Origin of the sequence: Streptomyces sp. GbtcB7 (genome assembly GCF_019091445.1) — a bacterium.
Taxonomy (GTDB): Bacteria; Actinomycetota; Actinomycetes; order Streptomycetales; family Streptomycetaceae; genus Streptomyces; species Streptomyces mirabilis.
Map to the genome: position 1 here is coordinate 1 of NZ_JAGXJM010000040.1, position 16,668 is coordinate 16,668.

The following is a 16,668-nucleotide window of genomic DNA, read 5'->3' on the forward strand; positions in this document are numbered from 1 at the left end:
AGACGTGGGCCGGGCAAGGGAGCCGCTGCTCGATCCGGGCGTAAGCGACGGGCTTGCGACGCACCGCCACGGCCCCTCGCGTCGCATGGCGGCCCGCGGGTGGTCGGTGGCTGCGGGGGTCAGTCGTTGCGGAGTGTCGTGGGCTTGCGACCGGGGGTTGCCGAGCGGGGTGGGGTCGTGCGGATGTGGGTACGGACCCGGCCCAGTACGTCGCTGAGTGTGGTGATGTCGGAGCGGTTCAGGGGTGTGACGAGGAGCCTGCGTACGACTGCTACGTGGCCCGGCATCACGCGGCCGAGGAGCTCCTGGCCCTGTGGGGTGGCGGTGACGTTGACGCTGCGTTCGTCGTCCGCCGAGGGTGCCCTGGTGACCAGTCCCGCCTTGGCCAACTGGGCCACCTGGTAGGTCAGTCCGCTGCGGCTGTGGACCAGGCGGTCGGCGATGTCGGTCATCCGCAGCTGCCCCTCGGGGGCCTGCCCGAGCACGGCGAGGATCTGGAACTGGGTGTAGCTGAGGCCGCCCTCGTCGCGCAGCTGCTGGTCGACGGCGTGCTGGAGCAGGCTGCCGACCTCCATCAGGGCGAAGTAGGCGGCCAGTTGCTCGGGATCCAGTCGCTCGGGATCGGGGGGCGGGGTGTCGGGCATGACCAAGAGTTTACTTGCTGCGAATTCGAAGCAGAAGTAAGGTCGCCACGTGCTTCGAATTCGTAACATCTGCCACAGCGAAGGGGAGACTGGTCATGAGCATGGCTTATCTCGCACAGGCCGATCAGCAGCAGAAGCTCGAATGGCTCGACGGCGGCGTCTTCGCCGTGTTGCTGGACAGCGCGGCCACCGACGGGCAACTGACCGTCGGGCGGTTCAGCGTCACCAAGGGCGAGGCGCCGCCGTACCACATGCACACCCGTGAGGACGAGGTCTTCATGCTGATCAAGGGCTCCGCGCTGGTCTGGTCCGACGACCAGGAGATGGAGCTGTCCGAGGGCGGCATCGTCTATCTGCCCAAGAACGTCCCGCACGGCTACCGGATCACCTCCGACACCGCCGACCTGCTGATGATCTGCACCCCGGGCGGCCTCGAGGGCATGTTCCGGCACGCCGGACGCGATCTGGCCACCCCACGGCCCGAGGGCTTCCGGATCGATCCGGAGCTGCTGGCCGAGGCCGCCGACAAGTACGGGCAGATCGTTCTGGGACCGCCCCGCTGACCGACGCCCGCCCCGTCCCGCTCACCGATGAGAGGTCCCTCATGACCCAGCAGCAACGCCAGGCTCTTGATGAGCTCCTGCGGCACGCCCCGTTCGACATCGGCGGTGAACTCGGCGAACAGCGCGCCCTCTTCCACGAGATGATCGCGTCCGTGCCGCTGCCCGAAGACGTCACGGCCACGCCGGGCCGGCTCGGCGGCATACCGGTCGTCACCGTGGAGACTCCGGGTGATGAGTCTTCGGCTGTGGTGCTCTACTTCCACGGCGGCGCCTACGCCCTCGGCTCGGCCGGCGACTCCGTGGGCCTGGCCGCCGACGTGGCCCGGCGGGTCGGGGTCCGTGCCGTGTCGGTGGACTACCGGCTGGCACCGGAGCATCCGTTCCCCGCGGCCGTCGACGACGCCGTGGCCGCCTATCGCGCCCTGCTCGCGGACGGGACACCCAGCTCCGAGGTCGCGTTCGTCGGTGAGTCCGCGGGCGGCGGGCTGGTGGTGGCCACGCTCGTCGCGCTCAAGGAGGCGGGGCTGCCGCAGCCGTCGTCGGCCGTGGTCTTCTCCCCCTGGGCCGATCTGACCCTGTCCGGGGAGAGCCTGACCGGCAAGGCCGACGTCGATCCCGCGCTGACCGCCAAGGGGCTGCAGATCCCGCGCCCGCGACTACCTGGGCGAGAGCGACCCCGCCACGCCCCTGGCCAGCCCGGTCTTCGCCGACCTGACGGGGCTCGCGCCCCTGCTCATCCAGGTCGGCTCGCACGAGATCCTGCTGGACGACGCCGTACGACTGGCCGCCCGCGCCGCCGCGCACGACGTGGCGGTCGAGCTGCAGGTCTGGCCCCAGGTCCCGCACGTCTTCCAGGGGTTCGCCGCGCTGCTCGACGACGCCGACGCCGCGCTGACCTCCGCCGCCGCCTTCACCCGGGCACACTGGCCCGCCGGTTGACCCCGGACCGGGGCTACTTGGACGACCTGATGCCGAGCGGCCCGCCGATCTCCTCGGCCATGACCCGGCCCGCCTCCTCCGCGAGGACCTCCTCGCCGAGGCCCTGGTCGGTGTCGAGGCCGTTGAGGTCGTCCAGGGGCTGGTTCAGGCGGACGTGGGCCACCAGGGACTGGAGGGCGCGCAGGGCCGCCGAGGTGGTGGAACCCCAGTTGGAGAAGTAGGAGAACTGCCACCACCACAGGGCCTCGGTGGTGCGGCCCGCGCGGTAGTGGGCCATGCCGTGGCGCAGATCGGTGATGACGTCCGCGAGGTCGTCCGAGATGCGGCAGGCCACCGGGGCCTTGCGCGGTTCGTACGGGTCGAACACCTCGGAGTAGACGTCGATCGGGTCCAGCATGACCGCGAGGCGCTCACGCAGGTCGTCGACGTCCGGCTCCGGACCGAGGTCCGGCTCGTAGCGCTCGTCGGGGACGATGTCCTCGTGCGCGCCGAGACGGCCGCCCGCCAGCAGCAGCTGGGACACCTCCAGGAGGAGGAAGGGCACGGCGGAGTCCGGCTCGTCGCCCTTCGCCACTTCGGTGACGGCGACGATGAAGCTCTCGACCTGGTCCGCGATCTGGACCACGAAGTCGTCGGGGTCCTGACTGGTCGCGTGCAGCGTGGCGTCAGACATCTAGGAGTCGTCTCCCCTCGAAGGCGCGGCCGAGTGTGACCTCGTCCGCGTATTCCAGGTCGCCACCCACCGGGAGGCCGCTGGCCAGGCGGGTGACCCTGAGGCCCATAGGCTTGATCATGCGGGCGAGGTACGTGGCCGTCGCCTCGCCCTCCAGGTTCGGGTCCGTGGCGAGGATGAGCTCCGTGACCGTGCCGTCGGCGAGACGGGCGAGGAGTTCCCTTATCCGGAGGTCGTCGGGGCCGACGCCCTCGATCGGGCTGATCGCGCCGCCCAGCACGTGGTACTTGCCCCGGAACTCGCGCGTCCGCTCGACCGCGACGACGTCCTTGGGCTCCTCGACCACACAGATGACGGTCAGATCCCGACGCGGGTCGCGGCAGATGTTGCACAGTTCCTCCTGCGCCACATTGCCGCAGGTCGCACAGAAGCGGACCTTCGCCTTGACCTCCATGAGGCATTGCGCGAGCCGGCGGACGTCCGTCGGCTCGGCCTGCAGGATGTGGAAGGCGATCCGCTGCGCGCTCTTGGGACCGACGCCGGGCAGCCGCCCCAACTCGTCGATGAGGTCCTGGACCACGCCTTCGTACACGGACTGCCGCCCTTCCTGGAATCTTTCAGTACGTACGGTAGTTGGCCGCCGCCGGTCTTAGAAAGGCAGGCCGGGGATGCCACTGCCGCCGAGGCCCTGGGCGAGCGGGCCGAGCTTCTGCTGCTGGAGCGCCTGGGCGTTCTCGTTGGCCGCCTGGACCGCCGCGACGACCAGGTCGGCGAGGGTCTCGGTGTCCTCGGGGTCCACGGCCTTCGGGTCGATGACCAGGGCACGCAGCTCGCCCGAGCCCGTCACCGTCGCCGTCACCAGACCGCCACCCGCCTGGCCTTCGACCTCGGTGCGCGCGAGTTCCTCCTGCGCGTTGGCGAGGTCCTGCTGCATCTTCTGGGCCTGCTGGAGCAGCTGCTGCATATTGGGCTGGCCACCACCGGGAATCACGATCAGCTCCTGGTTCGTACGGCTGTCTGGACGGGGTTTTCCCGTTCAGCACGAGCCTACGTGGTTGGCGGGGCCGTCGCCCAAGCACTCTTTCGAGTGAGACGATCTCGAATCCTATACCTGATCAAGACCCTCTTCCGGGCGGAAAAGCGGCGAAACCCGGGCCATCGCCACCCATTGGGCGGTAGGAAGGGAGCGACGCTTCGGCACCACGCGTCACTTGACATCACACAACGTCACCAGACACAACGTCACCAGCACCATCCAACATCACCAGCTTCGTCCTTCGTCGTCCTTCGCCAGTAGGGAGTGCCGGGTGAGCCAGCCGGAGATGCAGCCCGAGGGGCCGCCCCAGGACGGGCGGGACGACAGGGCCGCGGGGACCCGGCCGGGTGATCTGACCGGCCGGGCGTTTCCGCTCGGGGACTGGGGGGAGCCGGCCGAGCGGCTCCATGAGCTGTACCGGTGGGTGGAACAGGGGGCGCTCGACACGGCGTCCTGGTATCTCGCGGACCGGGTGTGGAAGCGGCGGGGGGCTCGGGTGCTGCGGGGTGGGGCGGCGGCGGGGGCGGTGGCCGGGGCCGCGCTTCCCCTGCTGGACCTCACCGGAGTGGTCGGCGGGGTCGCCCCCTGGGGGTATCTCGCGCTGCTGCTCGGGGTCGCGTGCGTGGCCGGGGACCGGTTCTTCGGGGTGACCTCCGGGTGGATAAGGGACGTGGCGACCGCGCAGGCCGTACAGCGGCGGTTGCAGGTGTTGCAGTTCGACTGGGCGTCGGAGAGTGTGCGGGAGGTTTTGGGGCCGACGGAGGGGACCGCCAGCGAGGCGGCGGATCGGTGTCTGGCGGTGTTGCGCCGGTTCTCGGAGGACGTGACGGAGTTGGTGCGGGTGGAGACGGCGGACTGGATGGTGGAGTTCCGGACCGGGCCCGCGCCGCTGGGGATCCAGTCGTCGCTGGCCGGGGTTCCTCGGGTGGAGGGTGCGTCGGCTGGGCGGCTGCCGTTACCTCCGGGCGCCCGCCCGAACATGCCTCGCCAGCGCCCCCCGGAGCCGCGCTAGCGTTCCCTCGCCCCCGCCGCCCCTACCCAGCCCATCCCCAGGGGCTCCGCCCCTTCGACCCCGAAATCCGGGCCCGCGGGGCTCCGCCCCTGCACCCCACCGGGGGCTGCCGCCCCCTGGACCCCCGCATCGCCCGAAGGGCTCGTCCTCAAACGCCGGACGGGCTGAAGATGCGCGCAGCGCCCCTCAGGGGCGCGGGGAACTGCGCGACCAGCCCCCACCGGACCGGCAGCCAAACAAACCGGGCGGGCGGGGGACGCGGGGCGAAGCCCCCGCCTCAGGGGCGCGAGGAACTGCGCGGCCAACCCCCACCGGGCCCGCAGTCAAGCAGCGCACCCGGCGTCGGAGGATCAGTTGGTGCCGCAGATTTTCAGGCCCACTGGGGTGCCGCACGGTAGGTGGCCGTGGGTGCGGATGACGTCCTGGCCGTTGCCGCGGCTGATGTAGGTCAGGAAGCTGGAGGCGAGGGAGTCGGCGGGCGGCTGGCCGTAGGTGTAGGCGTACTCGATCTCCCGGTACGGGTAGGAGGACGTGCCGTGTTCCAGGTCCTCCACGGACGCGGTGTGTCCGTCGAGGGTGAGCTGGTGCAGGCCCTTGTATCCGGTGGCGAGGTTCAGTTCGCTGTAGCCGATCGCCCCGGGCAACCCGGCCACGGTGCTCAGCACCTGCTCGGTGGAGTCGAGTTCGCACCGCACCACGGGCGCCGTCGCGTCGTCCTTGTGGACGCAGTCCAGGGAGGAGTTGGCGATCTCGCCCCGGCCCAGGACCCGGCGCTGAAAGACCTGGCGGGTACCGGAGTTGGCGTCCCGGCTGACGAGGAGCACGGGGCGGTCGGGACCGCCGAGCTGCTTCCAGTTCTTGATCTCGCCGTGGTAGAGGCGGCGTACGTCGGCGAGGGACAGGTTCCGCACGGGCAGGTCCTCGTGCACGACCAGGACGAAGACCGAGACCGCGACGCGGTTCTCGCGCAGTTGCGGGAACCCGCTCGGCTTCGGCCCGTCCGAGAGTGCGATGACGGGCGGCGCGCCCTTCGAGGACTTGGCGCCGGCTACGCCGAGTTCACGCACCCCCGCCGTGCTCCCGTGCGCGTCGACCACGATGTCGGCGCCCTCGCAGTCCTGCTCGTACTTCTTCGCCAGCTCGCTCATCACGGGCGCGAAGGCGGTCGAGCCGGTGACGGTGAGCGTGCCCGTCTCGCAGCCGATCGGCGGCGGGGAGTCGTCCCGCAGCACGACGATCAGCGCGAGCGTGACGACACACACGGTCAGCAGCACGGTGATCAGCCGGGCCGCACGGCTGAAGAGGGGCGGCTGGTCGTCCGGTGTCGTACTGCGGTTGGGGCTGACCTCGCCGTCCCGCAGTCCACCGATCAGCCGTATCTCGCGCCCCACGTCCCCGCCCGACAGCAGCACGAGGAGCTTGAAGTGCTCGCCCCGGTTGAGCGGGACGCGCGGGATGCGCAGGACGCCGTCCTCGTAACTGAGCCCCGCGGCGGGGGTGAAGTGGTCCATGAGGTGGTCGGTGCCGGGCGGCTGGGTGACGGACACACCGCGGATGGTGCGGTCGGTGAACACCGCTGTCAGACCGTGGCGTTCACGGCTCGTGTAGTCGTCACCGGCGATGCTCTGCGAACCGTCGTTCTCGATCCGCAGCAGCACGAGAGTGGCGTCCATCATGCCCGGCGTCTCGTCGAACAGCCCGAGCCGTACGTTGGCGCGCCCCGAACGCACGTCGTCGCCTATCGGGTTGTCCATCTGCACCCGGTAGCCGATCCGCTTGCGCCGCGGCACCCGGCGTTCGTACCAGACCATCACCGCGGAGGCGACGACACCGATCACGGCGGTCCCCACGGCCACAATGTTCTCCGCGCTCAGCCACTCCATCGCGAGCCACTCCCCCGAGCCCAAGGTGCGGTCACCGTACGGCTCGAGGCGGGAACATCCGGCGTACGCCGGGTGAAGTTCAGCGGCCGTTCAACCGAACTGACGCTTCGTCAGCCACTCTTCGTGTAAGTCAACGCCTCGCCCGAGCCCGTGTTCACCCGGCGCAGCCGGCCGTCGGACAGAAGGGTGATCTCGGAGGCGGCGCCCGGGGAGCAGGAGGAGATCGGTGCGCCGCCGGTGACTTCGGAGGGGCCGATCACCAGCGGGCCACCGGCGCCGGGGGCGGCGGTCAGTTCGGCCCGGAAGACGCAGTGGTAGGTGCTGCTGCCGGACGGACCGTCCGCGACGAGCGAGAGGACCGTGTCGCCCACCGCGCCCTGCTGGATGGTCAGTCGGCGGGTGTTGTGGCCCGTCGCGTTGTCGATGGAGGCGTCCCAGGTGCCGAGGAACCCCTCCGGGATCGTGCCGCCCTGGGATGCCTGGGGCGAGGGCGAATCGGAAGGGGAGGAGGGAGTGGAGGGGGAGGGCGGGGGCGAGTCGGGGGAGGTCGGGCTCGTGGACGCGGCCGAGGACGCCTTCGCGTCGTCGCTGCCCTTGGCCGTGCCGCCCTGCATCAGCGCGTAGACGGAACCGCCCGCGCCGAGCGCGACGACCAGCGCCACGACGATCAGGGCGGCGGTGGAGCGGCCGCTTCTGCGCGGCGGCTCGGGCTCGGGGACGCCCGCGGGGCCGTACGGCGTGGTGGGCATGCCCGGTCCGTACGGCGGCGTGGGGCCGTACGAGCCGGGCGCGCCCCAGCCGCCCTGCGGATAGCCGTACGCGGGAGGACCCGTGGGGCTGGGGTGCTGCTGGGGATGGCCGTACGCCGGGTGCGCGGCGGGCGGCGCGGCCGGCGGGGGCGTCTGGTCGGCGCCCGCGATCAGCGTCGGGAGATGGTCCGTCGAGGCCGGCCCTCCCGGTGGGGGCGGGGCGGCGGCGTGCTCCGGGGCGACCTCGGGGGCGGGAGCGGGGGCAGGGGTGGGTGCGGCCGAGGGCTTGGACAGGTCCAGGGCCGCCGGGGCGGATCCCGGGGCCGGTTCCTGAGCGGGGGCGGTGGCCTGACGCGCGGGCGGCGCCGGAGCCGGTGCGGGGCGCTCGGCCGGGTTCTCCGTGTCCAGCAACCGCACGGCGTGCCGCCCGAGTTGGGCCACCAGCGCGCTGGGCAGCCACGGGTCGCGGGAGCGTCCTTCCACGACGGTGTCCTCCGCGCCGATGCGCTCCAGGATCTCGTCGAGGCCGGGGCGGGCGGCGGGGTCCTTGCGCAGACAGTGCCGTACGAGGTCGGCGAGGCCCTCCGGTACGCCGTCCAGGTCGGGATCCTCCTGCGCGATGCGGAACATCATCGCGTGCACCCCGCTGTTCGCCGCCCCGAAGGGCAGGGCGCCGGTGGCGGCGTACGAGAGGACCGAGCCCAGGCAGAAGACGTCGCACGCGGGCGTGACGCGGTCGCCGCGGACCTGCTCGGGCGCCATGAATCCGGGCGAGCCGACGAGGGCACCGGTGCGGGTCAGGCCGCCGTCGGTGACGGTCTCCAGGGCGCGCGCGATCCCGAAGTCGATGACGCGCGGGCCGTCGATGGTCACGAGGACGTTGGAGGGCTTGAGGTCGCGGTGGATGAGTCCGGCGGCGTGGATGTCCTTGAGGGCGTGGGCGAGTCCGGCCGCGAGGATGCGGACGGAACGTTCCGGTAGCGCTCCGTGGTCGGGGCCCACGACCGTCTGGAGGGAGGGTCCGGCGACATATCCGGTCGCGACCCACGGGACGGCGGCCTCGGTGTCCGCGTCGAGGACGGGGGCGGTCCACAGGCCACCCACCCGGCGCGCGGCCTGCACCTCCTGGCGGAAGCGGGCCCGGAACTCCTCCTGCGCGGCGAGTTCCTCCCGCACCAGCTTCACGGCGACGGTACGGCCCCGGTCGGAGCGGGCCAGATAGACGCGCCCCATGCCACCGGCACCGAGCCGCGCGAGCAGTCGGTACGCCCCGATCTGCTGCGGTTCCCCCGCCCCCAGCTTCTCCATCGTCGTGCCGCCCTCCCCCGCGCCTGTGCAACCGCCCGAGGCCGAGGATAGTGCCGCCCTACCGGGAGGTGGGTGGGGCGGTGTCTACGGTTCAGTAACAGCACCTGGCGTTTCCGTGACGTCCGTCGCGGCCCCGTCGATCTCGTCGAGAACCGCCGACAGTCGCTCCAGGATCCGTACGGTCTCGGCGAAGCCGTCCTCCCCGAGCGCCCGCGCCAGCCGGTCGGCGAGGGTCGCGTGGCCTGGGTCGATCGCGGCGACGGCGGTGCGGCCGGCGGCGGTCGGGGAGAGCAGTTTGGCGCGGCGGTGGGCGGGGTTGGGCAGGTACTCGGCGAGGCCCTTGCCGACCAGCAGATCGGCGACGCGCTGCACGCTCTGCCGGGTGATGCCCATGACGCGGGCGATCCCGGCGACGGGGAGCGGCTCGGGGAGCACCGCGCCCAGCACCTGCCACCAGGCGGCGGTCAGCCCCGCCGGGCGGGCCAGTTCGTCCGCCACGGAGAGGAACTGGCCGTTGAGCCGGAAGACGCCGAGGGCGGCGCGGCTGAGGAGGTTCTGCCGTTCCCGGCTCATCGGGCGGCCTCCTCGGCGGCCCCTGAGGCCTTCTCCAGTACGGCGTACGCGGACGCGTCGGAGTCGTGGAACAGGCGGTACCAGGCGTCCAGGACCTCCCCCTCGTACACCCCGAGAAGCCGCAGGACCTCACGGGCGAAGGCGACGGGCTCGGTCGGTCCGGCGGTGACGAGGTTGCCGTCGGTGACGGCGTCGGTGTCGACGTACCGCCCGTCGCCCCGGTAGCCGGTGGCGGCGAGGTAGAAGGACACGGCACTGGTGTGGTCCCGGTCGTCGAGGAGCCCCTCACGGGCGAGCCCGGCCGTCGCCCCGCAGATCGCGGCGACCGGCACGCCCGCGTCGAGGAAGGCACGGGCCTTGCGGGCGAAGGGGGCGAGGTCGTCGGAGGTGTCCCAGAGGTCGGCGCCGGTGAGGATCAGCAGGGAACTGTCCTCGGGGCGGAGTTCGTCGAGCGCGAGGTCGGGCTGGATCCGGAGACCGCCGATCGTCGTCACCGGCTCCCGGGTGGGGCCGACGGTGCGGATCTCGCGGCCGGCGCGGGCGAGATACGCGGTGGTGTGACCGGTCTCCCAGTCGGCGTAGGTGTCGTAGACGGCGAGGTGGACGGGACTGCCGTGGTCGTTCATCGCACTCATCGCGCTCGTTGTGTTCATCGCTCTCTCCTCGCGTGGGTCCTGAGGGCGGCTGTGCGGTGGTGACGGTGGGGCACTATGTCAGCATGCTGTCATTTCGACAGGATGCTGTCAATAAGCCGTTATCGGTGGCCAAGCCCGACAGACTGTCGTGGAAAGCCCCCGGTCACAGACAGGACGCCGATGTCGCGCCCCCTCCGGGGACATTTACGCTTCGGCGCATGACCCCTCAGCCCAACCCCCAGGTCGGCGCCGCCGTGAAGGCCGCGGACCGCGCGCACGTGTTCCACTCCTGGTCCGCTCAGGAGCTCATCGACCCGCTCGCCGTCGCCGGCGCGGAGGGGTCGTACTTCTGGGACTACGAAGGCAAGCGGTATCTGGACTTCACCAGCGGGCTCGTCTTCACCAACATCGGCTACCAGCACCCGAAGGTCGTCGCCGCGATCCAGGAACAGGCCGCGACCCTGTCCACGTTCGCGCCCGCCTTCGCCGTGGAGGCCCGTTCGGAGGCGGCCCGGCTGATCGCCGAGCGGACCCCGGGCGACCTGGACAAGATCTTCTTCACCAACGGTGGCGCCGAGGCCGTCGAGAACGCCACGCGCATGGCCCGGCTGCACACCGGCCGCCCGAAGGTGCTCTCCGCGTACCGCTCCTACCACGGGGCCACCTCCACCGCGATCAACCTCACCGGTGACCCGCGGCGTTGGCCGAACGACAGCGGCGCGGCAGGCGTCGTCCACTTCTGGGCGCCGTTCCTCTACCGCTCCCCCTTCCACTCCGACAGTGAGCAGCAGGAGTGCGAGCGGGCGCTTCAGCACCTGGAGGACACGATCGCCTTCGAGGGGCCGGGGACCGTCGCGGCCATCATCCTCGAGACGATTCCGGGGACCGCGGGGATCATGACGCCGCCTCCCGGCTATCTCGCCGGGGTGCGGGCGCTCTGCGACCAGTACGGGATCGTCTTCATCCTGGACGAGGTCATGGCGGGGTTCGGGCGTACGGGGAAGTGGTTCGCGGCGGACCACTACGACGTGACGCCGGACCTCATGACCTTCGCGAAGGGCGTGAACTCGGGCTACGTTCCGCTCGGCGGTGTCGCGATCTCCTCGGCGATCGCGGAGACCTTCGCCCGGCGGCCCTACCCCGGGGGGCTCACGTACTCCGGGCATCCGCTGGCCTGTGCCGCCGCCGTCGCCACCATCAACGTGATGGAGGAGGAGGGCATCGTCGAGCAGGCCGCGCGGATCGGGGAGACGGTGCTCGGGCCCGGGCTGCGGGAGCTGGCCGCGCGGCATCCCAGTGTGGGTGAGGTGCGCGGTACGGGGGTGTTCTGGGCGCTGGAGCTGGTCAAGGACCGGGAGACCCGGGAGCCGTTGGTGCCGTACAACGCCGCCGGTGAGGCCAATGGGCCGATGGTCGCGTTCGGGGCGGCGGCGAAGGCGCGGGGGCTGTGGCCGTTCATCAACATGAACCGGACTCATGTGGTGCCGCCGTGCAATGTCTCCGAGGGGGAGGCGAAGGAGGGGCTCGCGGTGTTGGACGAGGCGTTGTCGGTGGCGGACGAATACACCGTGTGACGCGTGGGGGACGCGCGGGGGACGCGCGCGGGGGGATCTCGCCCCCGCCGCCCCTACCCGTCCCATCCCCCAGGGGCTCCGCCCCTTCGACCCCGGGCCCGGGGTGGGTGGGGTCGGCTGCGGGTGGGTGGGGGCTGGGCGCGCAGTTCCCCGCGCCCCTCAGAGCCACCGGCCGCCCGAAGTTCGTCGGCCGGCGGCCGGTGGGGGCTGGGCGCGCAGTTCCCCGCGCCCCTCAGGGCCCCCGGCCGTCCGAAGTTCGTCGGCCGGCGGCCGGTGGGGGCTGGGCGCGCAGTTCCCCGCACCCCTCGGGACGGGGCTGCGCCCCGCATGCGCCGCGTCCCTGGGGGCGGGGCTGGGTCCCGCGTTCTCATGTCCCTGTGAGGCTCGCGTCCGCGTAAGGTGTCCGTGCTTGTAGAGAAGCGCACACACGTGCACCCGTACGCGATGAGGGAGCGAGAGACCATGCCCGGCACCGGCGGCAACGGCGCCGTAACCCGCAGCACCCTGCGGCAGCAGATCGCGGACGCGCTCCGCGACGAGGTGCTGGCAGGCCGGCTCCGGCCCGGGCAGGCGTTCACGGTGAAGGAGATCGCCGAACAGTACGGCGTCTCCGCGACCCCCGTCCGCGAGGCCCTCGTCGATCTGTCGGCCCAGGGCCTCCTGGAGGCGGACCAGCACCGCGGCTTCCGCGTGCACGAGTACTCGCCGGACGACTACCGCGGCATGATCGAGGCCCGGAGTCTCGTCACCGACGGGATGTTCCGGAGTCTCCTCGCCGGAGGCATGGCGCAGGCCGACGATCCGCGCACCCTCGCCGCCCTCGCCGGGGTCCGCCGCCGCGGCGAGGAGGCCCAGCGCGCCGCGACCGCCGGCGACCTGAACATCCTCATCGGCTACGACCTGCGCTTCTGGCGCGAGCTGAGCGCCCTGTTCGGCAACGCCTACCTCGCCGACTTCCTGCACCGTCTGCGCGTCCAGTCCTGGGTGTGCACGGTGCAGCACCTGCGCCGGGTGGAGGATCTGAAGGGCCACCTGTGGGCGGGCCACACGGAGCTCGTGGACGCGCTGGCCCGCCGCGACCCGGGCGCGGCGCACGCGATCGTCGCCGCGTACAACGAACACTCCCTCGCCCTCATCGAGCGCCTGGCCGCCGGATGAGCGCGACGTGAGGTCGTGGCGGGAGGTGTGTGCGCCGGTGCGACAGGTGGGCGCTCGGGGTGTGGGTATGGGATCCGCACGAGGGGGACTGAGGACGGGTCCCACCCATTACGCTTCCCTGACCACCATGCTTCCCAAGGAGCTAGAGGAGCCGTCTGTTGGCCTGTGACCTGTGGCTGGTCCCGCTCGTCGACGTGTTGTGCCACACCCCCGACAATCCCTTCGCCGAGGAGCTCGCGCTCTACGACAAAGCGCTGGGCGAGGCCGGACTTCCGCCGGTCCCGGTGTACGCGTACATGCCGGGGCTTTCCGGCGACGTGGCCCCGGTCGCCGGTTTCGACTACGACGCGCTGCACTTCCTGCGCCGGGCGTATCTGCTCCAGATGTGCGGCCTCGCGGTGACCCCGGTGGACGAACTGGGCGGCGACTACGAGCAGTTGCTGGAGATGTTCGAGACGAACGCCCAGCAGTCGCACCTCGTGTGGCACTACGACCACGCGGGCGCGTACGTCCCGGTCGACTTCCCGCACCCGCTCGCCAATGACGAACTCCTCGCCGGGGGCGGCCCCCTGGGCTCCTCCCAGACGCTGCTGCGCGAGCTGGAGTTCGTGGCGCCGTCGATCGGTATCGACCCGGCGAACCCACCGGCCGCTCCGCAGCCGCCCATGGCTCCCACGGAGCTGGAGGAACCGGCCGCGCCCGCCCCGTACGACGCGAGTCCGTTCGCGCGCGAGCGGCATGTGTGGCTCGGCCTGCACGCGGCGGCGACCCGCAGCCTCGCACAAGGGTCGATGATCATCTTCAGCTGAGGCGCACGCGGCCCGAAGGAAGGCCCAGGTCCCACCGGAGTCGGTGGAACCTGGGCCGCCTTTCTGTGTCGGTCGCCGAGCGCCGAGCGGCGACCGCCGGGTACCGGTTACCAGGCCGCAGGGGCTCTCATGGCCTCGTAGGCGTAGCGGACCGGGGCATGACGGTCGCGGACCGGCGACCAGGTTCTGCCGTTGTCGTCGGAGAACTTGTAGGACCAGAGTCCGTTGCCGCCGGCGTTCTTGATGGTGCTGTGTTCGAGCCCCTGGCCGCTGTTGTAGACGACCTTGTGCTTGGCGTTCATGCCGATGGCGGAGCCGGACGTGACGGCGTCGTCGTCACCGGCGCCGATGAGGGTCCAGTCCGTCTTCATCTTGGACTGCGGGTTCTGTCCGGCCCAGGAGAGGAAGCCGCTGCCCGGCCGCAGGTCGCTGCACTGCTTGTAGGTGTAGGCGGCCGTGCACGCCGTCGCCCAGTTGGAGCCCGTGAACGGGCTGCTGAAGGTGACCGCGTCCTCGACGTAGATGTAGTCCGGCCACTGCGACGACGTCCGGCCGTACTTGTTCACGCCGGTGATCGCCGCTCGGATGACCTGACCGCCCATGGAGTGGCCGACGACGTCGACCTTCTTGCCGTGCTTGGAGTAGTTGTTGTAGATGTCCCAGGCGAGCAGACGGCCGAGTTCCTGGATACGGGTCTGCAGGTTGCCGTTGACCTTGCGGGTGCAGTTGACGTCGTTCTTGTAGTAGCCCCAGGTGACGAACTTGCCCGTCCAGCCCTTCGTCCGAAGGTCGGACATGGCCTTGCCCCAGACCGACTTGCAGTCCTGCTTGGCGTGGTAAGGGCTCCCGTGCTTCCAGTCGATGCCGTGGACGAAGTACACGGCGTTGCTCACACCCGCCTTCCGGGGCGGGGTGGCGGCGCTGGCCGGACCCGCCGCCAGCGCCACCATGACTCCCGCGGTCGCCATGGCGACCAGAGCCCGAACGATCCGGTTCTTCAACAAGACTCCTCGTGGAGTGACCGCCGCGACGCGGCGGTCGACCGAAGACCGGACCTGTTGGGGGTGCGAACTCCAGGTCCGGCGCGCCGTTTCGACGCGGGATCATCTTGTTGAACAGGCCATGACAGCGGCATCAGCCGCCCTACTCGTCACGGTTGAGTACACGTACTCATGCGCGTCCGTGACACCTATGACCGGATTTCTACATTCAACTTGCCCTGAACCAGAGCCTTTTGACTGTCTGTCAGCTGGCTGTGAACACCGGCGTCCCGTCCTGGGTCAGCTTCCAGTTGGTGACCGCGAAGTCGGCCGGGTCGAGGGTGCCCTTGGCCGTGACGTAGTCGATCATCAGCTGGCGGATCTCGTTGGTGGAGCTGTACGCGATGTCGGCGGCCGCGATGTGCGGGTAGCCGCTGCCGCCGTTGGCGCGGTAGTTGTTGACGGCGACGACGAAGACCTGGTCGTCGGCGACCGCCACACCCTTGTAGGTGAGGTTCTTGATGCGGGAGCCCTCGGCCTGCGCGATGTCGATGTCGTACTCGACCCCGGCGGCGGTGTCGTACATGTAGTCCCAGAAGTTGTTGGCGTTGGTGAGGGTGGCCGTGTCCACCTTCGTGCCGGACGCGAACTGGTGGTAGTACTTCGCCGCGTACTCCAGGTAGTCCTTGAGCTGGGCGCCCGTGAGCTTCTTGCCGTACAGGGTGTTGTCGTAGATGTAGAGCCCGGCCACGTCGCGGATGGTGACGTTGCCCGCCGGGATGTCGGCGGTGCGGCTGAAGGGCGCGGCGACGGAGATCAGGGGGAGGGCGGCGTCGGCGGTGGACAGGCCGGAGGCCACCGTCGCCATCTGGACCTGGTGGATGAAGTCCATCACCGGGACGTCCTTCCAGCAGGCCTCGGCCGCGGAGAGGTCCGCGGTGCAGGTGCCGACCGGAGTGTTGACGTACTTCACGACCAGGTCGTGATCGGCCTTGAGGAGCCTGGTGATCTCCGGGTCCTCCTCGACCGTGTTGCTGTTGAGGGTCTGTGCCTTGGTGCTCGTCACCTTCCACTGGCCGTGGTGGAGTTCGAGCTCGAAGTCGAAGACGGTCAGGCGCATGCCCCAGCAGTACGGCTCGGAGAGGACGACGTCCTTGCCGGTCTCCTCGTTCTTCACCGTGTACGACGAGACCTCGACGTGCGTGTGACCGACGAGGATCGCGTCGATGCCGGGGACCTGCTGGGCGACGAGGTTCGAGGCGTTCTCGACGTACGGCAGCTCACTGCCGTACGACGAACTGCCGTCCAGGCCCGAGTGGTCGGTGAGGAACACGACGTCGCAGCCGAGGGCGCGCATCCGCGGGACGTACTTCTTCGCCTGCTCGACGAGCCCGGTGAACGCCATCTTCCCGGAGACGTTGTCCTTGTCCCACAGGGCGATGCCCGGGTTCGTGAGGCCGAGGATGCCGACCTTGATGTCCGGGGCGCCGGGGACACAGATGCGCTTCACGGTGTACGGCTGGAAGGCCGGACGCAGCGTCTTGGCGTCCAGCGCGTTGGCGCCGAGCAGCGGGAAGTGACACTGCTTCTCGAACTTGCGCAGGGTCTCGATGCCGTAGTTGAACTCGTGGTTGCCGAGCGCGGCGGCGTCGTAGCGCATGGCGTTCATGGCGACGGCCATCGGGTGCTTGGGGCCGTGCTTGCCGGTGGCGGGGACGATCGGGTCCACGCGGGCGTAGTAGTACGCCAGCGAGGTGCCCTGGATGATGTCGCCGGCGTCGACGAGCAGGACGTGGTTCTCGCCCTTGGCGGCGCGCTGCTGCTTGATGAGGGTGGCGACGCGGGCGACGCCCACCGAGTTGCCCTTGCTGTCCTTGTACGCCGCGTCCGTGTAGTAGTCCCAGTCGAAGACGTGGCTGTGCAGGTCGGTGGTGCCCAGGATGGAGAAGGACCAGGTACGGGGCGCCTTTTCGGGCTTGTGGTCCGCGGTCTGGGCCTGGGCCGGGGTCGCGGCGACAGCCCCCGCGACCGTGACGGCCGCCCCGGTGACGGCCGACTTCTTCACGAACTCCCGGCGGTTCATGGGATTGACGGGCATACGTGTCTCCTGGGACTGGCTGGGACTTGGCTGA

16 protein-coding genes and 2 pseudogenes are annotated in these 16,668 nt (G+C 70.6%); 8 read left to right on the plus strand and 10 right to left on the minus strand.

Annotation, left to right across the window (positions count from 1 at the left end; genetic code table 11):
* Nucleotides 1–119: 119 nt before the first annotated feature.
* Nucleotides 120–644 carry a MarR family winged helix-turn-helix transcriptional regulator gene (locus KVT44_RS44285; RefSeq protein ID WP_099921438.1) on the minus strand — a complete coding sequence of 175 codons (525 nt, stop codon included), beginning with the start codon at nucleotides 642–644 and terminating at the stop codon, nucleotides 120–122.
* 95 nt (nucleotides 645–739) lie between these two features.
* Here KVT44_RS44285 and KVT44_RS44290 point away from each other — a divergent pair, with 95 nt between their 5' ends.
* The 4 genes and pseudogenes from KVT44_RS44290 to KVT44_RS60785 all read left to right on the plus strand — a co-directional run bounded on the left by KVT44_RS44290 (nucleotide 740) and on the right by KVT44_RS60785 (nucleotide 2,146).
* A complete protein-coding gene (locus tag KVT44_RS44290) occupies nucleotides 740–1,207 on the plus strand; it encodes a cupin domain-containing protein (protein ID WP_217573709.1) in 468 nt (155 codons plus the stop codon).
* A gap of 140 nt (nucleotides 1,208–1,347) precedes the next feature.
* A pseudogene (locus tag KVT44_RS58980) lies at nucleotides 1,348–1,785 on the plus strand (alpha/beta hydrolase fold domain-containing protein); the annotation flags it as partial.
* 109 nt (nucleotides 1,786–1,894) lie between these two features.
* Nucleotides 1,895–2,002 (plus strand): annotated as a pseudogene (locus tag KVT44_RS60780) (alpha/beta hydrolase); the annotation flags it as partial.
* A 12-nt stretch (nucleotides 2,003–2,014) separates the two neighbouring features.
* Nucleotides 2,015–2,146, plus strand: coding sequence for a hypothetical protein (locus tag KVT44_RS60785; RefSeq protein WP_308314285.1), 132 nt, complete (start codon nucleotides 2,015–2,017; stop codon nucleotides 2,144–2,146).
* 13 nt (nucleotides 2,147–2,159) lie between these two features.
* On the opposite strand, the gene KVT44_RS44300 is transcribed toward KVT44_RS60785, so the two are convergent.
* From KVT44_RS44300 to KVT44_RS44310, 3 genes are read right to left on the minus strand one after another with little or no spacing between them, the layout of a single operon-like run.
* Nucleotides 2,160–2,819, minus strand: a complete 660-nt coding sequence (locus KVT44_RS44300) for a DUF5063 domain-containing protein (RefSeq protein ID WP_099921441.1) — start codon at nucleotides 2,817–2,819, stop codon at nucleotides 2,160–2,162.
* Nucleotides 2,812–3,411 carry a recombination mediator RecR gene (gene recR / locus KVT44_RS44305; protein ID WP_095853428.1) on the minus strand — a complete coding sequence of 200 codons (600 nt, stop codon included), beginning with the start codon at nucleotides 3,409–3,411 and terminating at the stop codon, nucleotides 2,812–2,814. Before recR ends, KVT44_RS44300 begins: the two co-directional genes overlap by 8 nt.
* Nucleotides 3,412–3,468: 57 nt before the next feature.
* The gene (locus tag KVT44_RS44310; protein ID WP_075033091.1) at nucleotides 3,469–3,810 is read right to left on the minus strand and encodes a YbaB/EbfC family nucleoid-associated protein; all 342 of its coding nucleotides are present in this window, start codon (nucleotides 3,808–3,810) and stop codon (nucleotides 3,469–3,471) included.
* 316 nt (nucleotides 3,811–4,126) lie between these two features.
* Here KVT44_RS44310 and KVT44_RS44315 point away from each other — a divergent pair, with 316 nt between their 5' ends.
* The gene (locus KVT44_RS44315; protein WP_217573710.1) at nucleotides 4,127–4,867 is read left to right on the plus strand and encodes an SLATT domain-containing protein; all 741 of its coding nucleotides are present in this window, start codon (nucleotides 4,127–4,129) and stop codon (nucleotides 4,865–4,867) included.
* A gap of 350 nt (nucleotides 4,868–5,217) precedes the next feature.
* Here the strand turns inward: KVT44_RS44315 and KVT44_RS44320 are convergent, their stop codons facing one another.
* The 4 genes from KVT44_RS44320 to KVT44_RS44335 form a co-directional block, all read right to left on the minus strand.
* Complete coding sequence (locus KVT44_RS44320; protein WP_217573712.1) at nucleotides 5,218–6,750, minus strand: substrate-binding domain-containing protein; 1,533 nt, start codon at nucleotides 6,748–6,750, stop codon at nucleotides 5,218–5,220.
* A gap of 110 nt (nucleotides 6,751–6,860) precedes the next feature.
* Nucleotides 6,861–8,807, minus strand: a complete 1,947-nt coding sequence (locus KVT44_RS44325; RefSeq protein ID WP_217573715.1) for a serine/threonine-protein kinase — start codon at nucleotides 8,805–8,807, stop codon at nucleotides 6,861–6,863.
* Between the two features lie 84 nt (nucleotides 8,808–8,891).
* Nucleotides 8,892–9,380 carry a MarR family winged helix-turn-helix transcriptional regulator gene (locus KVT44_RS44330; protein WP_217573716.1) on the minus strand — a complete coding sequence of 163 codons (489 nt, stop codon included), beginning with the start codon at nucleotides 9,378–9,380 and terminating at the stop codon, nucleotides 8,892–8,894.
* Complete coding sequence (locus KVT44_RS44335; protein ID WP_254650742.1) at nucleotides 9,377–10,033, minus strand: type 1 glutamine amidotransferase family protein; 657 nt, start codon at nucleotides 10,031–10,033, stop codon at nucleotides 9,377–9,379. The genes KVT44_RS44330 and KVT44_RS44335 overlap by 4 nt, the downstream gene beginning before the upstream one ends.
* A 200-nt stretch (nucleotides 10,034–10,233) precedes the next feature.
* Between KVT44_RS44335 and KVT44_RS44340 the strand changes: the two genes are divergently transcribed.
* The 3 genes from KVT44_RS44340 (at nucleotide 10,234) to KVT44_RS44350 (ending at nucleotide 13,556) form a co-directional block, all read left to right on the plus strand.
* Nucleotides 10,234–11,589 carry an aspartate aminotransferase family protein gene (locus tag KVT44_RS44340; RefSeq protein ID WP_097225236.1) on the plus strand — a complete coding sequence of 452 codons (1,356 nt, stop codon included), beginning with the start codon at nucleotides 10,234–10,236 and terminating at the stop codon, nucleotides 11,587–11,589.
* Nucleotides 11,590–12,051: 462 nt separating this feature from the next.
* Nucleotides 12,052–12,747 carry a GntR family transcriptional regulator gene (locus KVT44_RS44345; protein WP_075033086.1) on the plus strand — a complete coding sequence of 232 codons (696 nt, stop codon included), beginning with the start codon at nucleotides 12,052–12,054 and terminating at the stop codon, nucleotides 12,745–12,747.
* 158 nt (nucleotides 12,748–12,905) lie between these two features.
* Nucleotides 12,906–13,556, plus strand: coding sequence for a hypothetical protein (locus tag KVT44_RS44350; protein WP_054231368.1), 651 nt, complete (start codon nucleotides 12,906–12,908; stop codon nucleotides 13,554–13,556).
* A gap of 107 nt (nucleotides 13,557–13,663) precedes the next feature.
* Here the strand turns inward: KVT44_RS44350 and KVT44_RS44355 are convergent, their stop codons facing one another.
* Nucleotides 13,664–14,557 (minus strand): triacylglycerol lipase, encoded by an 894-nt coding sequence (locus KVT44_RS44355; RefSeq protein WP_190171301.1) that lies wholly within the window; start codon nucleotides 14,555–14,557, stop codon nucleotides 13,664–13,666.
* Nucleotides 14,558–14,801: 244 nt separating this feature from the next.
* Nucleotides 14,802–16,634, minus strand: coding sequence for a bifunctional UDP-sugar hydrolase/5'-nucleotidase (locus KVT44_RS44360; RefSeq protein ID WP_217573718.1), 1,833 nt, complete (start codon nucleotides 16,632–16,634; stop codon nucleotides 14,802–14,804).
* Nucleotides 16,635–16,668 lie beyond the last annotated feature (34 nt).

Coding starts and splice junctions, on each gene's coding strand:
- KVT44_RS44325 (WP_217573715.1), bottom strand. CDS start 8,807: ATGGAGAAGCTGGGGGCGGGGGAACCGCAGCAGATCGGGGCGTACCGA.
- KVT44_RS44360 (WP_217573718.1), bottom strand. CDS start 16,634: ATGCCCGTCAATCCCATGAACCGCCGGGAGTTCGTGAAGAAGTCGGCC.
- KVT44_RS44300 (WP_099921441.1), bottom strand. CDS start 2,819: ATGTCTGACGCCACGCTGCACGCGACCAGTCAGGACCCCGACGACTTC.
- KVT44_RS44345 (WP_075033086.1), top strand. CDS start 12,052: ATGCCCGGCACCGGCGGCAACGGCGCCGTAACCCGCAGCACCCTGCGG.
- KVT44_RS44320 (WP_217573712.1), bottom strand. CDS start 6,750: ATGGAGTGGCTGAGCGCGGAGAACATTGTGGCCGTGGGGACCGCCGTG.
- KVT44_RS44330 (WP_217573716.1), bottom strand. CDS start 9,380: ATGAGCCGGGAACGGCAGAACCTCCTCAGCCGCGCCGCCCTCGGCGTC.
- KVT44_RS44290 (WP_217573709.1), top strand. CDS start 740: ATGAGCATGGCTTATCTCGCACAGGCCGATCAGCAGCAGAAGCTCGAA.
- KVT44_RS44285 (WP_099921438.1), bottom strand. CDS start 644: ATGCCCGACACCCCGCCCCCCGATCCCGAGCGACTGGATCCCGAGCAA.
- KVT44_RS44340 (WP_097225236.1), top strand. CDS start 10,234: ATGACCCCTCAGCCCAACCCCCAGGTCGGCGCCGCCGTGAAGGCCGCG.
- KVT44_RS44335 (WP_254650742.1), bottom strand. CDS start 10,033: ATGAACACAACGAGCGCGATGAGTGCGATGAACGACCACGGCAGTCCC.